Origin of the sequence: Arcobacter sp. 15-2 (genome assembly GCF_047159865.1) — a bacterium.
In the GTDB taxonomy this organism is placed as follows: domain Bacteria; phylum Campylobacterota; class Campylobacteria; order Campylobacterales; family Arcobacteraceae; genus JAIOSF01.
The window spans coordinates 368,398-392,906 of record NZ_AP038804.1 but is presented as its reverse complement, the minus strand read 5'-3'; the positions used below and the strand labels follow the sequence as shown (position 1 = coordinate 392,906).

The window sequence follows — 24,509 nt, the reverse complement described above, 5'->3', positions numbered from 1 at the left end:
TTCCTTTTATTAATGTTGTTATTTCTTAATTTTTGAAAGCTAATTACTTAGCTTTCCCCGCGTTGAATAATGCATCCATTTTTTCTTCATAATCATGGTAACCTAACATATCGTAAAGTTCCATTCTTGTTTGCATAGTATCTAAAGTACCTTCTTGTGTACCTTTTTCTCTTAAGTCTTGGTATACATTTAATGCAGCTTTATTCATAGCTCTAAATGCTGATAATGGGTAAAGAACCATCTCAATTCCAACAGAACCTAACTCTTCAGTTGTGAACATTGGTGTAGCCCCAAATTCAGTAATATTTGCTAATACAGGAACAGTCATTTGATCACAAAACTCTTTGTATTCTTTTAATGTGTGAACCGCTTCAGCAAAAATTGCATCTGCACCAGCTTCAACATAAGCTTTTGCTCTTGCAACTGCAGCTTCTTGACCTTCCGAAGCATGTGCATCAGTTCTAGCGATGATATAGAATTCAGGGTCTAATTGCATTTTTGCATCAACAGCAGCTCTAATTCTATCACACATCTCTTCAGTAGTTACTAACTCTTTATTTGGTCTATGCCCACATCTTTTAGCAGCAACTTGATCTTCAATATGTAATCCAGCAGCTCCAGATCTAATAAATTCTTTAACAGTTCTAGCAACATTAAATGCATGTCCCCAACCTGTATCAGCATCAACAATTACCGGTGTATCACAGATAGAAGTGATTCTTCTAATATCAATACAAACATCTTCAATCATAGTCATACCTAAATCTGGTAAACCGTAAGAAGCATTTGCTATCCCTCCACCTGAAAGATAAATTGCTTTATATCCAACTTTAGTTGCTTGTAATGCTTGGTATGCATTAATTGTTCCAACAATTTGTAAAGGTGATTCTTCCTTTAATGCTTGTCTAAATTTTTTTCCTGCGCTCATATTAATCCTTTTAATTTTATATAGATATATTGTACATTATTGTTATACAATTTACTCGTACAAATTTAGTTTTATAATTATATATTTTGTACTTATAATTTATATATGTACAATAATTGATTTATATGTTAAAATATTGTACAATACACGGGTGAAAGGATTATTATGGCACTCAATACATCTGTAGATAAACTGAGAGAAATATTTAAAAAATCAAATCTTAGTTTGTCTAAATTTGCGACACTTATAAATAAAGATAGGAGAACAGTGACATCTTGGATTGATAATATTTCAAGTGTAGAACCTTCTTTTGAAGTAAAAGAGAAATTATGTCAACTATTTCGTTATTCTAATGATATATGGGATGAGGATTGTACTGAGGAAGATTTTATTAAAGCGATTACTGAAATTCCTCAAAAAGAGATCAGAATTATAGATGAAGATTACAATGGAAGATTATCATATATTATGAATATGGAGCAGGGAAGAAGATTTGTGATACAAGCACAATTTCCTGGTCCAATGTATAGAGATACAGCTGTAAAAAGAATTTATCGTACGAAAACTTCCCCTGAGATTGAAGATTTGAAACAAAATAGAATTAATCAAATGCTTCGATATGATTATGATACTACAGAGTGGTATTCTATAAAATCAATTTTGTCTTTTTGTTTTGCAAATATTGGAAACTTTTACACAAGAGAGGAAAAAATAAATATATTGGAACTTATTTATGAACTATTTCATAATAATTATAATAAGAAACTTTTTTTATTCGATTCATTTTCACGAAAAATTTATGGTAGTGAAACGACATATATCTCTATAAATATTGAAAAAAAAATACTATTTTTTAAATCTCCAATTGAATCTGTTTTTATAGAAATAAGAAATAAGAATTTAGTGGAAAGAATGCATAAATATTACAGTTCACCTGTTGAAGCACCTTCTCATGTCAATTTTTTAGAATCTATAAAAATTATAAAGGTTTTACAAGAAGCACTAAAATATAATAATGACATTAAACAAGCTTATGAGACGATTAATAGAGTTACAGATTATGGAGAATTGTTTTACAATAATTTAAGTGTTGATTTACAAAAAGAGGTTACTTATCCAAATCCTATGAAAAAAAGATAAGTTAAAACATCAAAATATAAATTATTTTGATGTTTTATTGATTTCTAAAAAGCTTCTATAATAGAACCTTGATATTTACTAGCAATGAATTTTTTAACTTCATTTGAATTTAATACTTCATTTAAGGCTTTGATATAATCTTTGTTTTCATTTCCTTCTTTTACAACTACTATATTTGCATACGGTGAATCTTTTGATTCTAGTATAATTGCATCTTTAAGAGGATTTAAATTGGCTGATAAAGCATAATTTGTGTTAATAATCGCAGCATCAACTTCATCAAGTACTCTAGGTAATTGTGGAGCATCAAGTTCTTTTATTTGTAAGTTCTTAGGGTTTGTTTTGATATCAACTACTGTTTTTAATTTTACATCATTAAATGTCAATAATCCTTTTTGTACTAAAATATCTAAAGCTCTACTTTCATTTGTAGGATCATTTGGTACAGCGATTGTAGCACCATCTTTTAATTGCTCTAAAGTTTTAATCTTTTTAGAGTACAGTCCCATTGGTTCTAAGTGGACATTTACAGTTTTGATAAGTTTTGTGTTTTTATTTATATTAAACTCTTTTAAATATGGTAAATGTTGAAAAAAGTTAGCATCTAATTCACCTTCATTTACAGCAATATTTGGAGTTACATAATCAGTAAATTCAACAATCTCCAAATCATACCCTTTTGCTTTTAAAAGTGGTTTTGCAAACTCTAAAATTTCTACATGTGGAACTGGTGTAGCACCTATTTTTATAGTTGTTTTCTTTTCAGTAGTTGCATCATCTGTACACGCTACAAAGCCTATTGTAATAGCACATAATAGTGCAACTTTTAAAATATTTTTAATCATTTGAATCCTTTTATTTTTTTGTTATTTTATAAAGATAATCACCTAAGCCTTGTACAATTTGCACTAAAGCTATAAGTATGATTACTGTATACATCATTGTATCTGTTTGAAATCTATAATACCCATATTTAATGGCGATATCACCTAAACCTCCACCACCAACAGCCCCTGCCATTGCTGAGAATCCTATTACAGTTATCAGAGTAAGTGTAATTGCTGAAATTATTGAAGGAAGTGCCTCTACACACATCACTTTGAAAATGATTTGAAAATCACTTGCTCCAAATGATTTTGCTGCTTCAACAACTCCTTTATCAACCTCTTTTAACGCACTCTCTATAAGTCTTGCAACAAAAGGAGCAGCACCAATGGTAAGTGGAATAATAGCAGCAGTTGTTCCAATACTTTTCCCTATTAAAAATTTAGTTAATGGAAATAATACAATCATAAGAATGATAAAAGGGAAAGATCGAAGCGTATTAATAACAACATCTAACATTGAATAAATTGTTTGATTTTCACGCAATCCATCTTTTGAAGTGAGTATCAAAACAATTGCTAAAGCAAATCCAATGATAACAGCTAAAGTTGTAGAGACTAAAGACATATACACTGTTTGTCCAAGAGCTGGTAGTAATATATCTAACATTATATAACCTCCCAAATAATATTATGTTGCTTGATATAGTGAAGAACTTTTTCTTTGTGCTCATTTTTTATATTTATAACCATGTTACCTACAATATGTGTATTTATCTCTTCAAGTTTACCCCAAACAATATCAAAATCCATATCAAGTTCTCGTGCCATTTTTGTAATAAATGATTGAAATACATTATCTTTTGGAAAATAAATTTTTATATTAATTCCAACATTTGGAACAACTTCTGTTTCCCCTAAAAACTCTTTCATCTTCTCATCAGGTTTTAGAAATAATTCTTCTGTATCATCAAATCCAATAATATTTCCATGTTCTAACAGAAGAGCTCTTTGGGCAACTTGTTTTACCACTTCCATCTCGTGAGTTACTAAAACTATTGTGATATTAAGTTTTTCATTTATAGTTTTTAAAAGATTTAAAATTGCCGTTGTAGTATTTGGGTCAAGTGCTGATGTTGCTTCATCTGAAAGTAAAATATCAGGATCGAGTGTCAAAGCCCGTGCAATTGCGACTCGTTGCTTTTGCCCACCACTTAACTCATTTGGAAAAGCGTTAAGTTTTGTGTCTAATCCAACTAAACTTAATAATTCATTTACTTTTTTAGATATCTCTTTTTTACTGTATCCCCAAAGCTGCATAGGTAAGGCAATATTTTCAAAAACTGTTTTTCTTTGAATAAGTGAAAAATGTTGAAAAATCATCCCAATATTTTTTCTAAACTCTCTTAAATTCTCTTTTGAAAGCTCTTTTATCTCTTTGCCGTTTACTTTTAATGAACCATCACTATAATCTTCAAGTCCATTAATACAACGCATTAGAGTTGATTTTCCTGCTCCACTGTGTCCTACAATAGCAAAAATTTCACCTTTTTGTATATCTATGGAAACATTGTCTAATACTTTTGTTGTATTGTAGAATTTATTTAATTTTTGTATATTTATCATATATTTTTAGTTTTCATATTATGAAAATTGAATCTCCTCTTTAATTTCAAGACCAAATCCAGTTAATCCAACAAACGAATATTTTCCACCACTTGTAAGTAGTTTGATATTTTTAATACCCAATTCATTTAAAATCTGAGCCCCAATACCAAAATCTTTCATAATCTCTTTAGTTTCATTTGTATTGTCTAAAAATATTAAAACACCACCTTTATCATCTAAAAAGTTAATAGATTTTAAAATGGAGTTTAATTTATCTTCATTTAAAAAGAGGTTGATATCGTATTCTACATTATGAAATTTTACTAGTGAAGTTTCGTTTATTTGACCAAATTGAATTACTGTGTGTTTATTTCCTAAATGATCTTCAAATATTTTCTTACTTACATCATGCGACATAAAAGAAGTTTTTTCTGTTGAAATTTCTTTTACAAGCGATTCATGAGCCATTCTGTATTCAACCAAATCTGAGATATACACTTGTTTCATTTTGTGTTTTTCTGCAAAAATGTCAAGATCATCTCTTCTAGCCATCGTTCCATCTTCTTTCATGATTTCACAAATAACAGCTTCTCCTGCAAGTCCAGCTAATTTACACAAATCAACACTACCTTCAGTGTGACCTGTTCTTGCTAGTACACCTCCATCTTTTGCAATAAGAGGAAAAATATGACCTGGTCGAACTAATTCTACAGCTTTACTAATTGGGTTGGCTAAGATTCTAATAGTGTCATCTCTTTCACCGGCACTAATACCTGTACTTGCTTTTGCACAATCTACAGAAACTGTAAATGCTGTTTCATATGATGAAGTGTTTGATGCTACCATTGGATTTAGTTCTAATCTATTTGCAGTTTCTTTAGAAACAGCTACACATATTAAACCTTTTGCATGAGTTGCCATGAAATTTACTTTTTGATCATCACTTAATGCTGCTGAATAAACCAAATCACCTTCATTTTCTCTATCTTCATCATCTAGCATTATTACCATATTGCCTTTTTTGATCTCTTCTATTGCTTCTTTTACTCTTTTAATTGCTGACATATATAATAACCTTTATCATTTAATTAGTATGATTATAGCACAAATTTTAAAATTTGTCACAAAAAGGCTTGACAAAAAAAAATTTATTTACTATAATTCCGACACTTAAAACATAAGTAACATGATGGGGTATCGCCAAGCGGTAAGGCATCAGCTTTTGGTGCTGACATTCCTAGGTTCGAATCCTAGTATCCCATCCACAGTTCGCGGAATAGAGCAGCTTGGTAGCTCGACGGGCTCATAACCCGTAGGTCGCTGGTTCAAATCCAGCTTCCGCAACCAATTTATTTTTTTAGTATGTGTTAAACACAAATTTGATGGGGTATCGCCAAGCGGTAAGGCATCAGCTTTTGGTGCTGACATTCCTAGGTTCGAATCCTAGTATCCCATCCACAGTTCGCGGAATAGAGCAGCTTGGTAGCTCGACGGGCTCATAACCCGTAGGTCGCTGGTTCAAATCCAGCTTCCGCAACCAAATAAATCATAATTTTTTATTATATTTATTACTAGAAATTTATAACATTAGTTATATCTTATCTCCCACTTATTTTATATATGTATATAGAATTTCGCCCCGTAAAGCAAAATTTAAAAATAAGGAGAAATAATGTCAATCTTAAACATTACAAAAGAAGAAAAATTAGAAGTTTTAATACGACTTTTAAAATCAAATGAATCATTTGAAAATGCTTGTTCTAAATCAGGACTAAAAACAACTGACGCTAAAAACTTACTAGCTCAATAAAATTAATTTAATATAGGTTTACCACACAAACCTTGTTATTTTTTTGCATGGATCTCATCTTTTAAATCATCGATCTTTGTAAACAAAGTATCTATTTTACTTTCTAATCTATCAATATAATCAACTTTAGTTTCAAGTACAGCTATACGACCATTTTGTTTAAAAGCATAAATAATCAAAGGTATAACAATAATAGACAATATTGCTAAAAACAATGTAGTTAATTCAATCATTAGGCTCATCTTCCATAATTGGTTCTTCTTTTTTAAGTTCATTAAATCTAAGTTGTATAAATCTAGATTGTAATTCATTTATATCTATAAGTTCGCCATTATCATGTATACCTGTAGTAGGATTCCAAACTCTTGTATATACTTTTACTATAAGTACAATATCGTTAATATATTCTTTTAGTATTCCATCATTTGTAGTAGGTTCGATATTTTGTTCCCACTCAACATTAAAATATTTATTTCCGTTTCTATCGTGTGGAGTTTCTATATAGTGACTTCCTATTCTAAGACCTAATGTATTTTTGATTTCATATACACCTTTTTCTAATTTTGTCATAGTTGGAGTAGCTCCGAAGTCTTGTAGGTTATGGATATCTATTTTATCGGTATATAAATTTAACACTGGGCTTGATGTTTTTATGAAACCGTTTGCATCAATTGTAGTATTTTGTGTATGCAAAACCTCTTTAAAAGAACTATCAGAAGAACCATAAACATTATTAAAAAACATTCGACCAGAAATTAGACCAATAACAATTTGAGAAAAACCAGACCCACGAGATATCCTTTGCATAACTGCATATGAAGTTGGTGCATTAAGAGGAACAGAACCCCATTTATAAGTACCATTTTTATCATAAACATTTTGAAATATATCATCTGATGATGTTAAAGATTGTGCAACATCAAGTATTGGCTTATTCGTTAATTCATTATAATCAGTAGTACCTACATCTCCTTTATCTCCTTTTATTCCTTGTATACCTTGGTCGCCTTTATCTCCCTTATCGCCTTTAATACCTTGTGGTCCTTTGAAGTTTTCTAATTGTGAAAATGTTTGAGTGATTTCATTTTCTTTTTGTTCAAATGTTTGCTCTATTGTAGAACCTAAGTTATTGAAAGTTTCATTTATCTCAGTTTCTTTTTGTTCAAATGTTTGGTCTATTGATGTAGATTTTTGTTCAAATGTTTGAGTGATTTCTTTTTCTTTTTGTTCAAAAGTTGTGTTTATCTCTTCTAGTTTTGTATTTAGAGTAGATACAAATTCATCATACTTACTTTGTGATGTTAGTAGTTGTTCCTGTAAGTTTTCGTAAGTTACTGTTATATCTATATCATTTAGAGTTGTTAACCATGTAGATAGTTGTTCTAGCTCTTCATTTATCCATTTTAGTGTGTCTTTTTCTGTTGTATCATCATCTATGATTTTCTGATACTTTTTAACAAGTCCTACTATTTGTGATTTAAAAACATCGTGTGTGAGTTCTTCTGGTGTAAGTGTTTCTATATTCATTTTTAACCTTTCTTTGTGATTTAAAAAGGGGTTGTTAATGTGATATTATTTCAATCAAACTCAACCCCTTTATGAATAACAAAAAAGTAGCGTGTTAGGCTACTTTGATATTATAATGCACCCATGTGTGAAACTTTAGGGAATACATTGTCAGGAGCTTCAGTTTCATAAGCACCACTGAATGGTTTATGTGTTTTAAATAAGTTTTGCAACTCTGTAACACTTGTAGTAGCTTTAAATAATAAAGGTTTATTATATGCACCAAAATACTTTGTCTTAGCTTCAGAATGAACCAAAGAAACAGAGTCAATAGGTAAACCACCTGTAACAACATTTGAAGCACCTTCAGCAGATGATAAACTTAAGTTTTCTTCCATAACTGTAACAACACCTTCTAGCAATGCAACTAGACCACTAATTTCTGCTTCATCACATTCATAAGATGCACTTGCAACTGTTACATCACCATTAAATTTTCTTTCTTGTTTAATAAGATATGTTTTTTTTGCCATTTTTCTTTTCTCTCTTTTCTTTTTATTTTTTTTGGTTAAATGTTCGAACCGATAACCTTGAATAAAATAGTAGGAAATTATAAAATAAAAAACAATAGGGAATTTTAAGAAAAAAATCCTAGTGTTTATAGGTGTTTATAAGGTGTCAAAGTCATAGTGGGTTTAATTTAAGTTTCAAAAGTGTTAAAAATGGATATTTTTGACTATTTAAAAGTCATTTTTATATCTTCATTATCTACTTTTGTGCCATCTATTAAAAAAGTATCATGAACATCAGATAAAAATGATTGATGATTATATGAGTGTTTAACATAAGGTATTTTAAAAGAACGATATTTATCATTTTTAGACATATAGATATTTACAGATTTAAAACTATTATTATCATCTTTTTTATTTGATGTATCATGATGTATATATTTTCTTATTTCTGTTATCTCCCCATCTATTATAGTTTTAGCGACATCTTTTATAGTTTCCCAATTTGAAGAATAAAAACTAGCCAATCTAGTTTTACCATTTCTTTTATATTGAACTTGATATAAATTTGTAATATCTATCGGGCTACCGCCCTTATTATAAAATTGTATAGAATTAAAATCTATAATAGGTTCATCTTTTATATAAAGTTTTAAAAACTGTTGTTTTAAAATATCTTCAGTTATTGAGATTTTTATATCAAACAAAATAAAAGTTTGAGAATAGTTTTGTGTAAGAGCTTGTACTATAACTTTATCATAAGTATTAGAAGCAACATAAGGAGTAGGGGTATAATTAATATTATAATCTTTAGAAAATACTATCTCTTTTATATTTCTAACAACTGCATCACTATAGGTTGTAAGAAATGTTAAAAGTTTTGATTTAGAACTAGATTCTACAGTTACAGAATCCCCACGACCAAAAGAGGTCGAAAAGTGAAACATTTTCATTGGATAGCTCCATTCATTGCCATGATTTTATTTAGTGAAGTTGCCAAGTTTGTAACTTCATCATTTGCAGTTTTATGAAAGTTTGTAAACTTGTTTAGTTCTGTATGTAAATTATTCCAAGAGCCTTGACCTGTTGCTGACAATTTTGAACCAGTTGCATTTTCATATATTTTTTTATGTTCACTAGAATTTTTCCAAGCACCTCTAAAAGTTAGATCTGTAAATAGTGTTACACTCTTATTATCTTTTGCACCTTTTAAACCTGCAATTGAACCACCAAACATATCAAGATTAGATTTAGTTTGCATATGTTGATTTTCATAATGAAATTTGTGTTGATCAAAACTATCTACATTTGACTGTGCTATTTTCATCATTTCTATTCGTTCTGATGTTCTATCAGCACCCATAAAAAAACCAACTTTTCTTAAAAGTCTACCACCTCTACTATTTTTACTACTATTTTTGATTTTATTAACTACAGCTTTTTTTAATTTACCTGCGATAATATAGGTATACATAGAACCTAACATTTTAGCACCTCTCTCAAAAAAGAAAGTCATGATTTTATTAAGTGCATATATAGCCATACCCATTGCTAAAGTGTTGATAAAAGACTGCATAGCTTCATCAAATTCCGATTCTGATTCGTAAGAACTCAAAAAAGGTTTTGTAATTTCTCTCATTCTATTAAATATAAAAGCGGAAAAGAAATCTTCTACTCCATTTTCTACAGAGCTACCTACTACATGTTTAATTTTAGTTGACATTATTTTAAATCCTCTTTATTATGTGTTTGTTGTTTCTGTAAATCTTCCTGCAAAAGATTCATAAGGTATTGGAAAGGATTTTCCATATCCATACCCATACCATCAGTTAAACCATCAAGACCAGTTAAAAAATCATCAAAGCTATCTTCTATATCTTCCCAAACTGTAGTGTTTAGTTCTTTTATATCCCAAGCTTTTTCAGAGTGATATTCTGCTTTTGCTTCACGAGGTTTAATAGTTTCACCATTTGTGTTTTTTGCACCATTTCCATTTTTTTGATAATCTAGGTTTTCTTTAATCTTATTATTAGTTTCAATATCACTATTATTTTTAGATTTAATTGACTCATTTGTTTCAATGTCACTAATAATTTTATTTTTAGATTCTGCATTAAATTGTGCATTTTTTTCACGAGGAATAAATTCATTACCTAAAGAATCTTTAATTTTTGTATCAACAGAATCATTGTTTAAGAAATTTTGTTCAGTTTTAGTGATACCTGTGTTTTGAAAATCAAAATATTGTGATAAAGATAAAAAATATTTTTCCATATTATCAGAATTCTTTACACCTAATTCTCTATGTAAATCAGTCATTACTTTTACATTATGATTTAAACCACTAATAGATTCAATCAATGCAACTGATGATTCAAAATCATTATAAATTTGTGATACTTTTAATTCATTACTTAATTCAAGATTTTCAGAAATTTTTCTAAAAACAGAAGTTTGTTCTTTTATCAATTCATTTTTCTTATCTAATTTAGAAATCAAATCTAAAGAACTAGAAATAGAAGGAGAGGGCACATCAATATGTAATGGAATTTTAATATCAACTTTCATTTCTCTTTTTTTATTTAAAGCTTTTAGTAATTTTTCTGACAATTCATTTTTAGAAGCTGTACTAACTTCAATTTTATCGATATCTTTTCTACCTGCTTTTCTACTAACAGTAACTAAAGATTTATCATTATTAGTATATTTTTTAACCGATTGTGCTAAATCAAAAGCAGTATCAACTAAAAATCCTACTGGTACTTTTGGCATTTTAAACTCCTTGTAAAGTTGGTGCTTGACCGCTTATAGCCAAACATAGTTTTTTAAGTAGCTGTGTATTGTTTTTGAAAAGAGATTCACAATTCAGCGTACCACCAATTAAAGTTGCATTTTCTGCACCTATAGCATTATTGATATTTTTCAATAAAGTTTGTTGATTAAATAAAAATTGATTTGAAGTCAAATTTTCTCCTTGTATTAAATTGTTAATTTGTTTTGTAGAGAGGGAAGAATAAAGAGAAAATAAAAGTTTATTTATGTTTGATAAATGCTTATTAAGCTTTATTTCTTCCTCAGTTCCCAAAACCTCTAAAGGTTGTAAAGTAGAACTAGGTTCAGTAGGTGGAACATAATCATCTTTTTTACAATAACCGCTATAACTATTAGTCCAAACCCAATGATAACCAACAGGGCAAGAAGTATCAATTTGTACCATTATAATTCCTTTTTTTTATATTTATCAGGATGACAATCAATTAAAAAACAATTATTTGTTTCTATGAGACTAGTGCTAAAAGAATACAATTTAAGAAAAACATAATTTAGACCATTTGAATCATATTCATAATCAAATTTATCAGATTCATTGTCTCCATTATCAATAGTATATGACAAATAATATTGAACAATAATAGATTCATAAGGAATATCATCAAAAATATATTCTAAATAAATTTTTCTACATTTAGTATAATACCCTTTATGATCTTCGTGTTGAAAAATATAGTTGCAAGAATAAAGAGGACCATAGGAAATAGTTTTATATTTTAATAAATCAAAACCGTGATAATAAATCTTAGATACAAAACCATCAAGATTTTTTCTCATTCCCCAATCTTTAGTTGAATGAGTACTATCAAAAGGGATATGACCAACATAATCAAAGTTTATTCTATCACTAGTACTCAAACTCATAAAATACTACTTCATAACTGTTTTAACGATTGTATCAGCTAGTTCAACTGTTACATCATTGTTTTGTTTGTTAGATAGATATTTCGCTCCATCTTGTACAACTTTTAATACTTCATTATCTTTATCAGAGTTTGAAGAATTTATATAACTTACCACTAGATTAATACCTAGTTTTAATAATATACTTGACAACATTTTAATTACCTCCTCTCATAAGATTTGATAGTGTTTTTGCTCGTTTTGGTGTTTGTTTTGCCCATTTTGAATTTAGCATTTCTATTGAAGCAGATTTAAAATCTTGATTTTCTATATGTTCTAAAGTTTTTTTGAATTTAAATAAGCCATTCATCCCTAATTGATAAGCCATTTCGATTAGTACATTTTGTACATAAATAGGTAAATCATTAAAAAATAATAATTCTTTAATTAAATCACTAAAAATAGTTTCTACTTCAAAAGTAATTAGATATTCAGAATCTAATTTAGTAAGTGGATTAGTTTGTAAACACCTACCATGACCAATTGTTATATTTAAGTTATCCCAATATTTTTCAATTATTTTTAAATGCTTTTTTGGTATTTTATTTTTAACCAATGGGTCGATATAAGGTTTACTAGAAAAACCCTCATGTTTTTCAATTGACATTACAATGTTAAGTATTTGTATATCATTCATTTTTACACCTTTCCTCTAAATTTAACTACTTGTTTGATTCTTATAGTTGGTATTGCCATTAACTATCCTTTATATTAAAATTGTTTACCATATATCTTTTTGCGGTTTTCCAATCAATTTGAGCTTTTTTAGATACAGAATAAGGGTTGATATCTTGTTTTGTTTTACAAAGTTCTGATATAGCTCTTAGTATTAAAATTGCTGTTTTATTAATCTGTGGTTGCATAAAGATAACCTATTGTTTAATTGTCTGTATGAACATTGCTATAAAGCATAGTTCCTTTTTTTATACAAGCTGCAAGAAAATCATTTTTCTTAGTTGTATCACTTATTGAATTCCAATGTTTAGTTAGATTCTCTTTTAAGTTTTTATTGTATTCTTCAAAACCATTCATAACTACACCATTTTCAACATATATTTTTTTTGCATCATTCATATAATCAAGACACTTTAATTTTGCATTATCTAAAATAGAAAAACCACTTTTATTGAGTTCATCTTCATTTGCTTGAATAATATATTCATTGAGTTTATCTCGATCAAAATCTCCATGAGAATATTTAACCATTGTGGTAACAACACCTTTAAAAGAATTTATTATATATTCTGATTCAGGGCGTTTTACTTCTTTATATTTAACTATGTTATGAGTTGATTCTGTATTATTAAAAGTACTTAATGTTTTCCAAAGGTTTGAGAGTCCAGCTCTTTGTTTTCTTTTTTTAATTGTTTCATAAGTAAGAGGTATCAAATTACCTTTTTTATCTAAAGTTTCGTTGTGGTACATATCTGTACATTGTTGTTTGTTTAAGTCATAATGTACAAATCGTTTCATAGCGTGAGCCCACAAATCAGGGATAGAGTTAAGAACTTGTTCAAATCCATCAACTAGACCATCTTTACCAACTAAAGTTTTTAAATAATCTCTTCTAAATTGATATTCTAATCGCCATACTTTAGAATTAGAATCAAATTGTTCATTTGTGTCCCATCTTAAAGGTTGTACATAACCAGCTGTTTTTTTTGTTTGTATTTGATGTGTTTTATCATATAGCCTTAACATAAAAGAGTCTTTCCCAAAAGAGAAACCTGTTTTTTTACGACCAGATGCAAAAAGAGTATTATCAACCTCTGTAAAGTCTTGTAAACCTCTATTTCTAAAACTCATACGATCTTTATCAGCTTCTTGTATATCATAACCTTGAAAGTCAGTACAAAGGTGTAATTCATATACTTTTATTTTAAAAGTAGGTAAGAAAGATTTAACAACATTAAAAACTTGATTGATACAATCTACATAACCAAAACGAGTAAGAAACTCACTTCTAAATTCTATTTTTATAATAGGTGCATTTGTTTTATTTGTTATTTTATTAAACATCATTTGAAAATTACCACACATTAAATTCACACCAAAACGACCAGGACATGTAGCCATAACTTTAAAATCAACATCTTTAATAATTTTACGAGTAAATCTCTTTACTTGTTCACCTTGTATTGCTTGTGCTTGTGATTTCAATTCATTTAAATCATCTACAAAAATATTATAATCATTTAACTGTTTCTCATTCATCTTTTGTTGAGGATATAAATGCAATACCAATGTATCTACTTGCTGATTTAAAACAACAATATTATTGTTTAAAATTGAATTATCATAAAAGTTACTATCTAAAGCTTTATCGTTTTCATTTTGAATTTTCATGTTTTGTATATTTCCTTTGTTGTACCTATTTTAACTATGTGTTGGTTTTGGTGTGTTGTCCCTGAGGTACCCCCTTGTTAAACAAGCCGGGGGCAAAGGGTTTTTAATCCCTAAACCGCTTAATATAGCCGTGTAAACGAATAAAATACTGGCATAATTTGTGTTTGTCCAAATACTTTAACAGGTGACAATCTACCTACACAAGAAAATCGACCACCCTCTTGTAATACATTTTCATATTGTTCTTTTGTAACTTCTGTTTCTATTTCCCCACCATCAAATGTAAGAGTTGTATAATATTTATTTGCATAAAATAATGGTTGTTGTGTATTGATGTCAACTTTTTGTTGTTTAGTTTCTTTATCAATAATTGGAGAACCCTCATGTACTCTTTTAGATGCACAAGAAGCACCTAACATAACTTCATTTTTATTTGATTGTTGCATTAGTAATACTGCTTCATTTCTAACTGATGGTTGATGATCGTGATTTTCTAAACTTTGAATTGTTGGGTTTTGTTCTTCTACTGTTTTTGCTTTTGTTGTTTTCTTTACTACTGTTGGTTTTGTTGTTTCATTCATAATTGAATTCCTTTTTTATTTTATTTTTTAGAGTGGTTAAACTCTTAAAGAGATACATAACTTTTAACTTTTATTTATGCTTTTAAACTTAGTTAAAATTGCTTTTTTTGTTATGTATCTTTTTAAAAGTTCGTAAGAGCATAAAGCGAAGCTCTTATTTCTTTTTTAATTCCTCACGCCCTTTCGGTTGTGTACCCATATTTTCAGGTAAACAGTTAGCTGTATGGTTGTTTGGAACTGCTTTGTTTATCGCTTGAAGCGAAGTGAACATATTTATATTTGTTGGTTGAAAATTTGTGTCGTAGTTTTTTTCTCTTTGACCATTCGGGCTTATGCCCTCATGTTCTTCTTTTTCTAAGTCAAACAAAGATTTTGTTTGGTTTTTTTCTAAAGAGCTGATATATTCTTTTACGAAAGTTTTTTCTAGTTTTGATTCATTTTTCAGATTTGTAACTGTAAGTGGTATGTTTTTATTTTTCAAAGTAATATGAGATTCTCGAATCTTTTGCAAAAGGATCTCTTTATTTTGAATAAAATCTGTATATAAATAAACAGTTGATTTATCAGGAAAATTTAAAGCTTTTATTTTGTCTAGCTGTTCAGTTAAATCTTTTAGATTATCTATTCTATAGATGTCGGTATCTTGTTTATAAGAAGCTTTAGCACCACAAAACAATGAGAAGTATAAGTTATATTCAGATACTAAGTTATATGCTTGTTGTGGAGATATGAGATTAAGACCTGATGGAACTTCTACGAGTTCATTATCTATATTTACAAATCTTTGTTTATAAAATTTAAATGTATTTATCATTTTAAATTCCTACTGCATCAAAAATGGCTTGACAAGTTTCTTTGCTTGTTTTACTATCTATATCTTCATAAAATGATTCAGTTGTTAAAATAGAACCGTGACCTAATGTATCTCTTGCATCTTCTAAAGGCAAATCACATACTTTTCTTACAAAAGTACCTATGATATGTCTAAAATCTGTAGTTTGAAAACTTTGAGTGATATCTGCTTTTGTTTTTAATTTAGTAAAAAATCTTGATAAATCTACATAAGGCATATCTGTATCAGGATTGATAAACAAATATCCACTAGTAATATTTTGAGAATATATATAACTATAGATTTGAGTTTTTAACAATGTAGTCATCATATGTTTTTGAGTTTTACGAGTTTTTGATTTATGAGCAGGAATAACATGAATATCATCTATAAAATCAATATCTTCATATTCAATATGTAAAGACTCTTTTAATCTTCTACCATGCATAAGTAAAAGATAGATAAGTCTATATTGTGGATTTTCTATATTTAAAATCTCAATAAATAATCTTTTTACACCATCTTTATCAATAGGCAAATTTCTATGATTATCAAAAGGTAAAACTTCTACATAAGTACAAGGATTAACCTTATCGTAGTATTCATTTTTAGAAGCATATGAGTAAAGAGCAGATATAGCACTTTTTATATGTGTTTGAGTTTTTCTATCTAAAATATCATTATCATCTATATCATTTATAAGTTTTTGAATATGTTTATATTTTATATTTATAAACTTTATTTTACCAAGAGTAGGCAAAATATGATTATTAAATCTAGATATTCGTGAACTTTGTTCTTTTTTAGATAACTTTTTACCATCTACATGCATGTACTCTTTGAATAGTTCATATAAAGTCATGTTTTTAGGATTTTGTTGAGATTCTAATTTTTCAGAAAATAACTTAGTACGAAGATTATTTTGTATTTTTTTATCTTCTTTTTTGATTTTTTCCACTAGATCATTTAACATTTTTAAAGATTCTGCTTTAGATGTAGTAAGAGTTCTTTTATACGATTTTTTATTATATTCAAATTTAGCAACATATATTTTTTGTTTACTAGCATTGATTTTAAAAAATAGTCTTTGTGTATCAGTTGGGAAGTAATATTCTCTTGCCATCTTATAAAGCTTTCTTTTTTTCTTTTAAGTCATGTTCAAACTGATTTAGTAAAGCTCTTGTTTGATATGCTTTTTTTTCTAAATTTTCTATCTCTTCTAAGTCTAAATGTTTATCTTGTATAGATAATAAAAAGTCATTAAAAAGTGAACCATTTGAACCACCTATAGAAAGAAGTAAATCTTTTGTGTTATCTATAGTGTTATTTTCTGCTGTAGCTTTAGAAGAACACACAAAACCATACCTATGACAAATATAATCTAAGATATGTTTTGAGTGTGTATCTAAATTATCTAGTATAAGAAAAAGTTCATCTACTTTCATATACTTTTCATTGAAAGGTTGAAGTAGGTTAGTGAATTGTGCTGATGTTTTAAAACCTAGTTTATTTGCTATATGTTGGTTAGCTGTTATATTAAATTCATTTTCAAATTGAAGTAATGAAAATTTTAATGTTTTGATAAAGTCTTGGTTTTTTATTAGTTGAAATGCTCGTGCCATTATAAAGCACTTTGAATATCATTTGTTAATTTTACAATTTTATTAGAACATTTATACGTTAAAGTTGCATAATAAAGTTTTTGTTGAACATCCTTAGAAACGATATTAATACCATAAATTTTATCTAACAATCTAGATAAATTTCTTATTCTAATTAATTTCTTATTAATTTTATTTTGTGTCGAAGTTCTCATTTTTTAGTACCCTTATGTTAAAATAAGGAGCTTCTAGGATAGAGGATTTTTTTATTTTCAAATACTTATATTTCCATTCTTCCTAGTCGCACCTGTAAGAGGTATCAATAAACGAAATAAGGTGTTTTCTTGGTCGGATTTACCTTGTTTTGTTTAAAAGCATGTAGTATTATACTACATATTGTAGTTTATGTCAAGGAGTATAATATAAAATGCAGGATTTTGAAGAAATAATTAAAAAATTAAAAAATAAATTAAATATAGAAAAAGATAAAGACTTATACACTTTAATGGAAGTAAAGCAAGGAACATTTACAGCATGGAGAGCAAGAAATAAAATACCTTACAATGAAATAATTGCATTATGTAGTATAAGAAATATAGATTTAAATGAAATACTACAAAATAAAGAAAAAACAAAAATAATAACTAAAAATAATGGAAATAACAATATTAGTTTAAATGGCATAAATCATGGACAAATACACATTAACGGAAACAATGATTTAGAACATAAAATATGTGAATCTGTTAAAAAGTTAAGTGATAAAAGAAAGATGTATTATTATCATAAGATAGAAGCTGAATTATTGGAAGATGAATAAATGTTAGGAACAGTAATAAAAATTACTATTATAATTAGTATATTTTTTATTGGTATACTAACAGTATCAGAATCAAAAATAAGTAAAGATTTTTCTATAACCGTTATAAAAAGATATAATATAGAAGATATAAATATTATCAAAAAAATAATAGAATACAATGTAAAAGGAATAAACTGTAAATACTATAGTTTAAAAATAGAAAACGACCATAATTATAAAATAAATAGTGAATTTTATTATGATATAAAAGACTATGATTGTTCTAAAAAAATAGAAGAGATAATACGAACAACAATATTAACATATAAATAATAGCAGATAAATAGAAAAAAAAATAAATAAAAATAAATAATAAACCATCACTTACAAGTGGTGGTTTTTTTATGCCAAAAATAAAGATAGAGCAGTTCGGCTTATATGAAAAGCAGTTCGGCTTTTTAATTTTAAGGTGCTAAGAGAATGTAGTGTTTATAAGGGTCTAAAGAGGTTTTTAGCAGTTCGGCTTTTGGGTAGCAGCTCGGCTTGGACTAAGCTATATTTAAGGGAGTAAATACGATAGATAAGGGGTTTTGTTTTTATGACGACGCACTCATAACCCGTAGGTCGCTGGTTCAAATCCAGCTTCCGCAACCAAATAAATCATAATTTTTTATTATATTTATTACTAGAAATTTATAACATTAGTTATATCTTATCTCCCACTTATTTTATATATGTATATAGAATTTCGCCCCGTAAAGCAAAATTTAAAAATAAGGAGAAATAATGTCAATCTTAAACATTACAAAAGAAGAAAAATTAGAAGTTTTAATACGACTTTTAAAATCAAATGAATCATTTGAAAATGCTTGTTCTAAATCAGGACTAAAAACAACTGACGCTAAAAACTTACTAGCTCAATAAAATTAATTTAATATAGGTTTACCACACAAACCTTGTTATTTTTTATCTAACAACAAATCATAAATTTTATCTAGTTTCTCATCAATCTTTTTGTCAAATTTATTCAAATCAACAACCTCTTTTTTAAGAATCTTTATTTCTATAATCATACTAACTATTAAAATTATAATAGGTATAACTAAAATAGAAAGAACAGCTAATATAATATTTATAATATCAATCATCAGGCTCATCTTCAATAATTGGTTCTTCTTTTTTAAGTTCATTAAATCTAAGTTGAATAAATCTAGATTGTAATTCATTTATATCTATAAGTTCGCCATTATCATGTATACCTGTAGTAGGATTCCAAACTTTAGTATAAACTTTTACTATAAGTACAATATCGTTAATATATTCTTCTAGTATTCCATATTATAAAACTATATTAATAATAGATTATAAACACTATAGTTTAAAAATTGAAAACGATTATAATTATAAAATAAATAGTGAATTTTATTATGATATAAAAGACTATGATTGTTCTAAAAAAATTGAAGAAATAATAAGAACAACAATATTAACATATAAATAATAGCTGGTAAAAGGCTCACTACTTCCTCTTACCATTTAATCTTAATAAAGTGATGTTACAAGAACAAAACACAATATAAATAGAACTACTACTAATCTGCTAATCAAAACTATTCCTTTCAAGGAACACCACCTGAACTACCCACAAATAAAAAAAGGATAGCTTTTAAACCATCCTTTAGTTAAACCCTTCCCTGAATGCGAGTAGTGAATTCGCTAGGAGTAGTAGTTTTGATTAGTACAAGAGAATTATATCAATTTAATAAAATATTGTCAAATAAATAATCACATAAAATAATAATATAAAATTATAAAAATCATAAATATTTATATATTTTTAATGTGACCTTCTTCTCATAACCCGTAGGTCGCTGGTTCAAATCCAGCTTCCGCAACCAAATAAATCATAATTTTTTATTATATTTATTACTAGAAATTTATAACATTAGTTATATCTTATCTCCCACTTATTTTATATATGTATATAGAATTTCGCCCCGTAAAGTAAAATTTAAAAATAAGGAGAAATAATGTCAATCTTAAACATTACAAAAGAAGAAAAATTAGAAGTTTTAATACGACTTTTAAAATCAAATGAATCATTTGAAAATGCTTGTTCTAAATCAGGACTAAAAACAACTGACGCTAAAAACTTACTAGCTCAATAAAATTAATTTAATATAGGTTTACCACACAAACCTTGTTATTTTTTGCTAAAGCGAAAAATTATTCGCTTCTTTTCCACTCTTTGTAGAGTGCTTCATGTTCAGAAATTTCTTCTTTACTTGGTTTTCTTCTACACGACAAATATCCTTTTGTACCATCACACGATTCAAATGGAAATACCGTTGCAAAAACCCAATAGTATCCACCATCTTTTGTTGCATTTTTTACATAACCAGTCCAGATATCACCTTGTTGTACTGTTTCCCAAAGTGATTTAAATGCTGCTTTTGGCATATCTTTATGTCGCACCATATTATGTGGTTGTCCCATAAGCTCTTTGAGTGAATATCCAGCAACCTTACAAAAATCATCATTTGCAAATCTAATAATCCCTTTTGCATCTGTTTCACTTACCAGAAAAGCATATTCATCAAGTACTGTTTCTCTTTCCATTGATATCCCTTTTAATTAAATTTTTTATTACTAGCGTCATTTACTAAATCATTAGCCAATGAGCTTACATCTTTTGCAATTAAAGCTACGCTATTAGCCTCATGTGCATTCTCTTGAGTTACTCTATCTAGCATTGTAACAGCATCGTTTATTTGCTCAATTCCTGTCATCTGTTCTTTTGATGCTGAACTTACATCTTTAATCAATTTAATTGTTTCACTAAAATTTGTATTTAAAAGTTCATATCCTGCTATCATTTTATCACTTACATTTTTCCCATCATTTGCTTTTGTTGCAGCATTTTCTACTAAATTTTTTATTTGATTTGCTGCTTCTGCTGATCGTGAAGCAAGATTTCTTACCTCTTGTGCAACAACAGCAAATCCTTTTCCTGCTTCACCAGCTGTTGCAGCTTCTACTGCTGCATTTAAAGATAAAATATTTGTCTGAAATGCTATTTGGTCAATTATTGTTATTGCTTCATTGATAGCTGTTACTTGCTCATTTATACTATCCATTGCTTGTGAAGTTTGGTTTGCGAGTTTCATTCCATTTGTTACTTCATCATTAACTTTATTTCCTAACTCAGACATTTTAGATGCATTTGTTGAATTGTTTCTTGTAATAGTTGTAATTGTTTCAACCGCTGCCGTTGTTTGTTCAAGAGAAGCTGCTTGTTGATTAGCCTTGTCTGCTAGATTATTTACAGAATCAGTCATGGTAGCTGAATTTGATTCTAGGTGTTTACCGTTTTCTAAATTTGATTTTGCACCATTACTTAATGAATTGCCAAGTTTATTTACACTTTGCATCACCAAAAGTAAATCACCTTTCATTTTTGGATTTATATTTATACTATCTCTAAAATCATTATTTGCATAGAGTTCAACATTATCTCTTAGTGAAATCATATTTTTCTCTGACTGATCTAATGAATTATTGAGTGTATTTCGAAGAGCTTCTATCATAAAATTTTTTGATTTTGAATGGATTCTGCATTGGTAAATACCTTGGGACATTTTATCTAAAGTAAGAACGATTTCTCCCAAAACCTTCATATCTTCTTTTCTCATTTGATCAAATCTATCAACATAATCATTTAACTCTGTTAATATTAATCCAATTTCATCATTTTTCATATATTGTGCTTTGTTAATTTTATTTACTCTCATAAATGCAAAATCCATGATATCTTCCATATAAAGTTTAAATCTCTCAATACCTCCTACAATTCTTTTCATTGCAGCATAGTTGGTATAAGCGATAATAATAGCAAAGATTATATTTACAGTAATAATCGCTGTAAATTGTGAGTGACTTAATATTGATACAGTTGTAATAGTTGCAAAACCTAACTGTGCGAAAAACATATTGAGTAAAATTTTCTTTCTTGTAGAGATGTTAGTAAACATTTCATTCCTTCATTTTTAGATAGATAATTATATCATAAATAAATAACTTGATTTATATTTATTTCTTAAATATTTTAAAATTTAAGTTGCAAATAAGTATTAATATTAAGAAGCTCCTATTTTTTGTAACTATCTTGTTACTTTTCTTATATATGATTGTCATATGATAAATATTCAAAACGAGATAATAAAAAAGTTTCCCAAATTAAGTACTAGGTCGGATTTATTTAAAAAATCATTATTTAAAATAGCTCAAAAAATAGTACATGAAGATAGCATAAATAATTTTTTAGAAGAAAATTCTCATCTTGATGGTTTTGAGTTTGTTGAAGCCGTTTTAGATCACTTTCAATTTGATTTTTCCTATTCTAGTAATGACATAGAAAATATCCCTTCAACAGGAAGAGTAGTTATTATAGCAAATCACCCTTTAGGCGCTTTAGATGCACTTTGCCTTTTGAAGTTAATTGGTAAAATAAGAAAAGATGTAAAAATAGTAGCAAATAATTTTTTAGCAGATATTAACGCCATAAACTCTTTATTTATCAAGGTAGACACTTTTAAAAAGAAACAATCAAAAGAAACAATTAAACAAATATATGAGTCTTTAAATAGTGAAGAAGCGATTGTAATATTTCCAGCAGGTGAAGTTAGTCGTGTTAGTCCTACTGGAATAAAAGATGGTAAATGGAAAAAAGGTTTTTTACAATTTGCAAAAAAAACCAATAGTCCAATACTGCCTATTTTAGTAGATGCGAAAAATTCAAAACTTTTTTATACTGTGTCGATTTTAAATAAAACATTTTCGACACTACTATTAAGTGATGAGATGTTTAAACAAAAAGATAAAAATGTCAGTATTAAAATAGGAAAATTGATCTCAAGTAAAGATACCTCTCCTAAAAATCTTGAAAATAAAGAACTATTGCAAATATATAAAAAACATCTATATAGTTTGAAAAAAGGGAAAAAAACATTTTTTACAACACAAAACGCCATTGCGCATAGTGATAATATACGACTTATAAAAAAAGAATTGCAAAGTGCACAGATTTTGGGTAAAACTACGGATGGGAAAATAATATATTTATATAATTATATGCCAAATTCATCAATTTTAAAAGAGATTGGTCGTTTAAGAGAGATTAGTTTTAGAAAAGTAAATGAGGGTGTGAATAAAAAAAGGGATACTGATAAATATGATAAATATTATCAGCATATTATTTTATGGGATGAATTTGAACTTGAGATTGTTGGATCTTATAGAATAGGAGATGCTAAAAAAATTTTGAATGATTATGGCTATGAGGGATTTTATACACATACTTTATTTAGATTTCAAAATCAATTTGATGAAAAGTTAGAAAATTCGATTGAATTAGGGAGAAGTTTCGTTCAACCAAAATATTGGGGAAGTAGAGCTTTAGATTACCTTTGGTTTGGAATAGGGGCTTATTTAAAGGCTAATCCACATATAAAATATATGTATGGTCCTGTTACTTTAAGTGGGACTTTACCAACAGAAGCACAAAATTTAATTATAAAATTTTATTCCTATTATTTTGCTCCGAAAATAAAATTTATTGAAGAGGTACAACAGTTTAAATATACTTCAAAAAAGATTGATAAATCTGATATGTTGGCTTTTGCAAATTATAACAATTATAAAAATGATTTAAAATCATTAAAAAAGAATTTGAAAACTATGAACTGTTCTATCCCAACACTTTACAAACAATATAGTGAGTTATGCGATGAAGGTGGAGTAGAATTTCATGGATTTAATATAGATCCATCTTTTTCAAATTGTATTGATGGTTTTATTTTAGTAGATGTCAATAAAATAAAAGAGTCAAAAAAAGCACGATATATACAGTGATATTGTAATCAAGAAGTTATTGTTTTTATATATAATTCTTCAAAGGATTTTTATGAAAAAGATAAATATTAAAAAGTATCTAGAAGATTTTGAAAGTGATATATCATTGGCAAAAGCGAATCATTTTGAAGCAATTATTATTCCATTTAATGATTGTGAAGTTTATCCATTCAATAATATAAATGATAAAGATTTTATTTATGATATTGCGTATGATTATGGTTGGGATATATTTGTTATTATTGACTTGATTACAGATACTCAACATATTATTGATCTTTCATTAGACGCAGCATAATAATATAAACCTTTACTCTAAAAAAGTAACCAACTCGTAACTTAATAATAATAAAATTCAAAAAAAATATTAAAGG

32 protein-coding genes and 4 tRNA genes are annotated in these 24,509 nt (G+C 27.7%); 12 read left to right on the top strand and 24 right to left on the bottom strand.

What is annotated here, in order from left to right; genetic code table 11:
• Window positions 1-43: 43 nt before the first annotated feature.
• Entirely contained in the window at window positions 44-928 is an 885-nt protein-coding gene (gene prpB / locus ACMCMH_RS02090) for a methylisocitrate lyase (RefSeq protein WP_412726604.1), read from the bottom strand.
• A gap of 165 nt (window positions 929-1,093) precedes the next feature.
• Between prpB and ACMCMH_RS02085 the strand changes: the two genes are divergently transcribed.
• The gene (locus ACMCMH_RS02085; RefSeq protein WP_412726602.1) at window positions 1,094-2,068 is read left to right on the top strand and encodes a helix-turn-helix domain-containing protein; all 975 of its coding nucleotides are present in this window, start codon (window positions 1,094-1,096) and stop codon (window positions 2,066-2,068) included.
• 44 nt (window positions 2,069-2,112) lie between these two features.
• On the opposite strand, the gene ACMCMH_RS02080 is transcribed toward ACMCMH_RS02085, so the two are convergent.
• Genes ACMCMH_RS02080 through ACMCMH_RS02065 form a run of 4 tightly spaced genes read right to left on the bottom strand, consistent with a single transcriptional unit; the run spans window position 2,113 to window position 5,565 of the window.
• Window positions 2,113-2,913: a MetQ/NlpA family ABC transporter substrate-binding protein gene (locus ACMCMH_RS02080; protein ID WP_412726600.1), complete on the bottom strand. Its 801-nt coding sequence runs from the start codon at window positions 2,911-2,913 to the stop codon at window positions 2,113-2,115.
• Between the two features lie 10 nt (window positions 2,914-2,923).
• Complete coding sequence (locus tag ACMCMH_RS02075) at window positions 2,924-3,562, bottom strand: methionine ABC transporter permease (RefSeq protein WP_412726598.1); 639 nt, start codon at window positions 3,560-3,562, stop codon at window positions 2,924-2,926.
• Window positions 3,562-4,518: a methionine ABC transporter ATP-binding protein gene (locus ACMCMH_RS02070; protein WP_412726596.1), complete on the bottom strand. Its 957-nt coding sequence runs from the start codon at window positions 4,516-4,518 to the stop codon at window positions 3,562-3,564. The genes ACMCMH_RS02075 and ACMCMH_RS02070 overlap by 1 nt, the downstream gene beginning before the upstream one ends.
• Window positions 4,519-4,536: 18 nt before the next feature.
• Complete coding sequence (locus tag ACMCMH_RS02065; protein ID WP_412726594.1) at window positions 4,537-5,565, bottom strand: bifunctional 3,4-dihydroxy-2-butanone 4-phosphate synthase/GTP cyclohydrolase II; 1,029 nt, start codon at window positions 5,563-5,565, stop codon at window positions 4,537-4,539.
• Between the two features lie 125 nt (window positions 5,566-5,690).
• Here ACMCMH_RS02065 and ACMCMH_RS02060 point away from each other — a divergent pair.
• The 5 genes from ACMCMH_RS02060 (at window position 5,691) to ACMCMH_RS02040 (ending at window position 6,310) form a co-directional block, all read left to right on the top strand.
• Window positions 5,691-5,765 (top strand) — tRNA-Gln (locus ACMCMH_RS02060).
• A gap of 5 nt (window positions 5,766-5,770) precedes the next feature.
• Window positions 5,771-5,847: transfer RNA gene (locus ACMCMH_RS02055), tRNA-Met, on the top strand.
• A 36-nt stretch (window positions 5,848-5,883) separates the two neighbouring features.
• Window positions 5,884-5,958: transfer RNA gene (locus tag ACMCMH_RS02050), tRNA-Gln, on the top strand.
• Between the two features lie 5 nt (window positions 5,959-5,963).
• A tRNA-Met gene (locus tag ACMCMH_RS02045) sits at window positions 5,964-6,040 on the top strand.
• A 132-nt stretch (window positions 6,041-6,172) separates the two neighbouring features.
• Window positions 6,173-6,310, top strand: coding sequence for a hypothetical protein (locus ACMCMH_RS02040; protein WP_412726554.1), 138 nt, complete (start codon window positions 6,173-6,175; stop codon window positions 6,308-6,310).
• A 35-nt stretch (window positions 6,311-6,345) separates the two neighbouring features.
• On the opposite strand, the gene ACMCMH_RS02035 is transcribed toward ACMCMH_RS02040, so the two are convergent.
• The 16 genes from ACMCMH_RS02035 to ACMCMH_RS01960 form a co-directional block, all read right to left on the bottom strand.
• Window positions 6,346-6,543: a hypothetical protein gene (locus ACMCMH_RS02035; protein ID WP_412726592.1), complete on the bottom strand. Its 198-nt coding sequence runs from the start codon at window positions 6,541-6,543 to the stop codon at window positions 6,346-6,348.
• On the bottom strand, window positions 6,536-7,837 hold the full coding sequence (locus ACMCMH_RS02030) for a hypothetical protein (RefSeq protein WP_412726590.1): 1,302 nt from the start codon (window positions 7,835-7,837) through the stop codon (window positions 6,536-6,538). Before ACMCMH_RS02030 ends, ACMCMH_RS02035 begins: the two co-directional genes overlap by 8 nt.
• 110 nt (window positions 7,838-7,947) lie before the next feature.
• A complete protein-coding gene (locus tag ACMCMH_RS02025; protein WP_412726588.1) occupies window positions 7,948-8,349 on the bottom strand; it encodes a hypothetical protein in 402 nt (133 codons plus the stop codon).
• 203 nt (window positions 8,350-8,552) lie between these two features.
• The gene (locus tag ACMCMH_RS02020; protein WP_412726586.1) at window positions 8,553-9,281 is read right to left on the bottom strand and encodes a hypothetical protein; all 729 of its coding nucleotides are present in this window, start codon (window positions 9,279-9,281) and stop codon (window positions 8,553-8,555) included.
• Window positions 9,278-10,051 (bottom strand): hypothetical protein, encoded by a 774-nt coding sequence (locus ACMCMH_RS02015; protein WP_412726584.1) that lies wholly within the window; start codon window positions 10,049-10,051, stop codon window positions 9,278-9,280. Before ACMCMH_RS02015 ends, ACMCMH_RS02020 begins: the two co-directional genes overlap by 4 nt.
• Complete coding sequence (locus tag ACMCMH_RS02010) at window positions 10,051-11,100, bottom strand: hypothetical protein (protein WP_412726582.1); 1,050 nt, start codon at window positions 11,098-11,100, stop codon at window positions 10,051-10,053. The genes ACMCMH_RS02015 and ACMCMH_RS02010 overlap by 1 nt, the downstream gene beginning before the upstream one ends.
• Window position 11,101: 1 nt before the next feature.
• The gene (locus ACMCMH_RS02005) at window positions 11,102-11,545 is read right to left on the bottom strand and encodes a hypothetical protein (RefSeq protein ID WP_412726580.1); all 444 of its coding nucleotides are present in this window, start codon (window positions 11,543-11,545) and stop codon (window positions 11,102-11,104) included.
• Complete coding sequence (locus ACMCMH_RS02000) at window positions 11,545-12,024, bottom strand: hypothetical protein (RefSeq protein ID WP_412726578.1); 480 nt, start codon at window positions 12,022-12,024, stop codon at window positions 11,545-11,547. Before ACMCMH_RS02000 ends, ACMCMH_RS02005 begins: the two co-directional genes overlap by 1 nt.
• A gap of 6 nt (window positions 12,025-12,030) precedes the next feature.
• Window positions 12,031-12,219 (bottom strand): hypothetical protein, encoded by a 189-nt coding sequence (locus ACMCMH_RS01995; RefSeq protein WP_412726576.1) that lies wholly within the window; start codon window positions 12,217-12,219, stop codon window positions 12,031-12,033.
• A gap of 1 nt (window position 12,220) precedes the next feature.
• Window positions 12,221-12,700, bottom strand: a complete 480-nt coding sequence (locus ACMCMH_RS01990; protein ID WP_412726574.1) for a lysozyme — start codon at window positions 12,698-12,700, stop codon at window positions 12,221-12,223.
• Between the two features lie 58 nt (window positions 12,701-12,758).
• The gene (locus tag ACMCMH_RS01985) at window positions 12,759-12,926 is read right to left on the bottom strand and encodes a hypothetical protein (protein ID WP_412726572.1); all 168 of its coding nucleotides are present in this window, start codon (window positions 12,924-12,926) and stop codon (window positions 12,759-12,761) included.
• 16 nt (window positions 12,927-12,942) lie between these two features.
• Window positions 12,943-14,409 carry a hypothetical protein gene (locus tag ACMCMH_RS01980; protein WP_412726570.1) on the bottom strand — a complete coding sequence of 489 codons (1,467 nt, stop codon included), beginning with the start codon at window positions 14,407-14,409 and terminating at the stop codon, window positions 12,943-12,945.
• A gap of 119 nt (window positions 14,410-14,528) precedes the next feature.
• Window positions 14,529-14,990 carry a hypothetical protein gene (locus ACMCMH_RS01975; RefSeq protein WP_412726568.1) on the bottom strand — a complete coding sequence of 154 codons (462 nt, stop codon included), beginning with the start codon at window positions 14,988-14,990 and terminating at the stop codon, window positions 14,529-14,531.
• A 154-nt stretch (window positions 14,991-15,144) separates the two neighbouring features.
• A complete protein-coding gene (locus ACMCMH_RS01970; protein WP_412726566.1) occupies window positions 15,145-15,804 on the bottom strand; it encodes a hypothetical protein in 660 nt (219 codons plus the stop codon).
• A gap of 1 nt (window position 15,805) precedes the next feature.
• The gene (locus ACMCMH_RS01965; protein WP_412726564.1) at window positions 15,806-16,945 is read right to left on the bottom strand and encodes a tyrosine-type recombinase/integrase; all 1,140 of its coding nucleotides are present in this window, start codon (window positions 16,943-16,945) and stop codon (window positions 15,806-15,808) included.
• Between the two features lies 1 nt (window position 16,946).
• Window positions 16,947-17,444, bottom strand: a complete 498-nt coding sequence (locus tag ACMCMH_RS01960) for a phage regulatory CII family protein (protein ID WP_412726562.1) — start codon at window positions 17,442-17,444, stop codon at window positions 16,947-16,949.
• Window positions 17,445-17,850: 406 nt separating this feature from the next.
• Here ACMCMH_RS01960 and ACMCMH_RS01955 point away from each other — a divergent pair, with 406 nt between their 5' ends.
• The 3 genes from ACMCMH_RS01955 (at window position 17,851) to ACMCMH_RS01945 (ending at window position 19,149) form a co-directional block, all read left to right on the top strand.
• Complete coding sequence (locus ACMCMH_RS01955; RefSeq protein WP_412726560.1) at window positions 17,851-18,243, top strand: helix-turn-helix domain-containing protein; 393 nt, start codon at window positions 17,851-17,853, stop codon at window positions 18,241-18,243.
• The gene (locus tag ACMCMH_RS01950) at window positions 18,244-18,558 is read left to right on the top strand and encodes a hypothetical protein (RefSeq protein ID WP_412726558.1); all 315 of its coding nucleotides are present in this window, start codon (window positions 18,244-18,246) and stop codon (window positions 18,556-18,558) included.
• A 453-nt stretch (window positions 18,559-19,011) separates the two neighbouring features.
• A complete protein-coding gene (locus ACMCMH_RS01945) occupies window positions 19,012-19,149 on the top strand; it encodes a hypothetical protein (protein WP_412726554.1) in 138 nt (45 codons plus the stop codon).
• Window positions 19,150-19,184: 35 nt separating this feature from the next.
• Here ACMCMH_RS01945 and ACMCMH_RS01940 read toward each other — a convergent pair whose 3' ends face one another.
• Entirely contained in the window at window positions 19,185-19,373 is a 189-nt protein-coding gene (locus tag ACMCMH_RS01940) for a hypothetical protein (protein WP_412726556.1), read from the bottom strand.
• 882 nt (window positions 19,374-20,255) lie between these two features.
• Between ACMCMH_RS01940 and ACMCMH_RS01935 the strand changes: the two genes are divergently transcribed.
• Window positions 20,256-20,393: a hypothetical protein gene (locus tag ACMCMH_RS01935; RefSeq protein WP_412726554.1), complete on the top strand. Its 138-nt coding sequence runs from the start codon at window positions 20,256-20,258 to the stop codon at window positions 20,391-20,393.
• A gap of 58 nt (window positions 20,394-20,451) precedes the next feature.
• On the opposite strand, the gene ACMCMH_RS01930 is transcribed toward ACMCMH_RS01935, so the two are convergent.
• Window positions 20,452-20,844, bottom strand: coding sequence for a PAS domain-containing protein (locus ACMCMH_RS01930; protein ID WP_412726552.1), 393 nt, complete (start codon window positions 20,842-20,844; stop codon window positions 20,452-20,454).
• An 11-nt stretch (window positions 20,845-20,855) separates the two neighbouring features.
• Window positions 20,856-21,392 (bottom strand): methyl-accepting chemotaxis protein, encoded by a 537-nt coding sequence (locus ACMCMH_RS01925; RefSeq protein ID WP_412727992.1) that lies wholly within the window; start codon window positions 21,390-21,392, stop codon window positions 20,856-20,858.
• Window positions 21,393-22,419: 1,027 nt separating this feature from the next.
• Between ACMCMH_RS01925 and ACMCMH_RS01920 the strand changes: the two genes are divergently transcribed.
• Window positions 22,420-24,135, top strand: coding sequence for a lysophospholipid acyltransferase family protein (locus tag ACMCMH_RS01920; RefSeq protein ID WP_412726550.1), 1,716 nt, complete (start codon window positions 22,420-22,422; stop codon window positions 24,133-24,135).
• 52 nt (window positions 24,136-24,187) lie between these two features.
• Window positions 24,188-24,433 (top strand): hypothetical protein, encoded by a 246-nt coding sequence (locus tag ACMCMH_RS01915; RefSeq protein ID WP_412726548.1) that lies wholly within the window; start codon window positions 24,188-24,190, stop codon window positions 24,431-24,433.
• The last annotated feature ends 76 nt before the right edge of the window (window positions 24,434-24,509 follow it).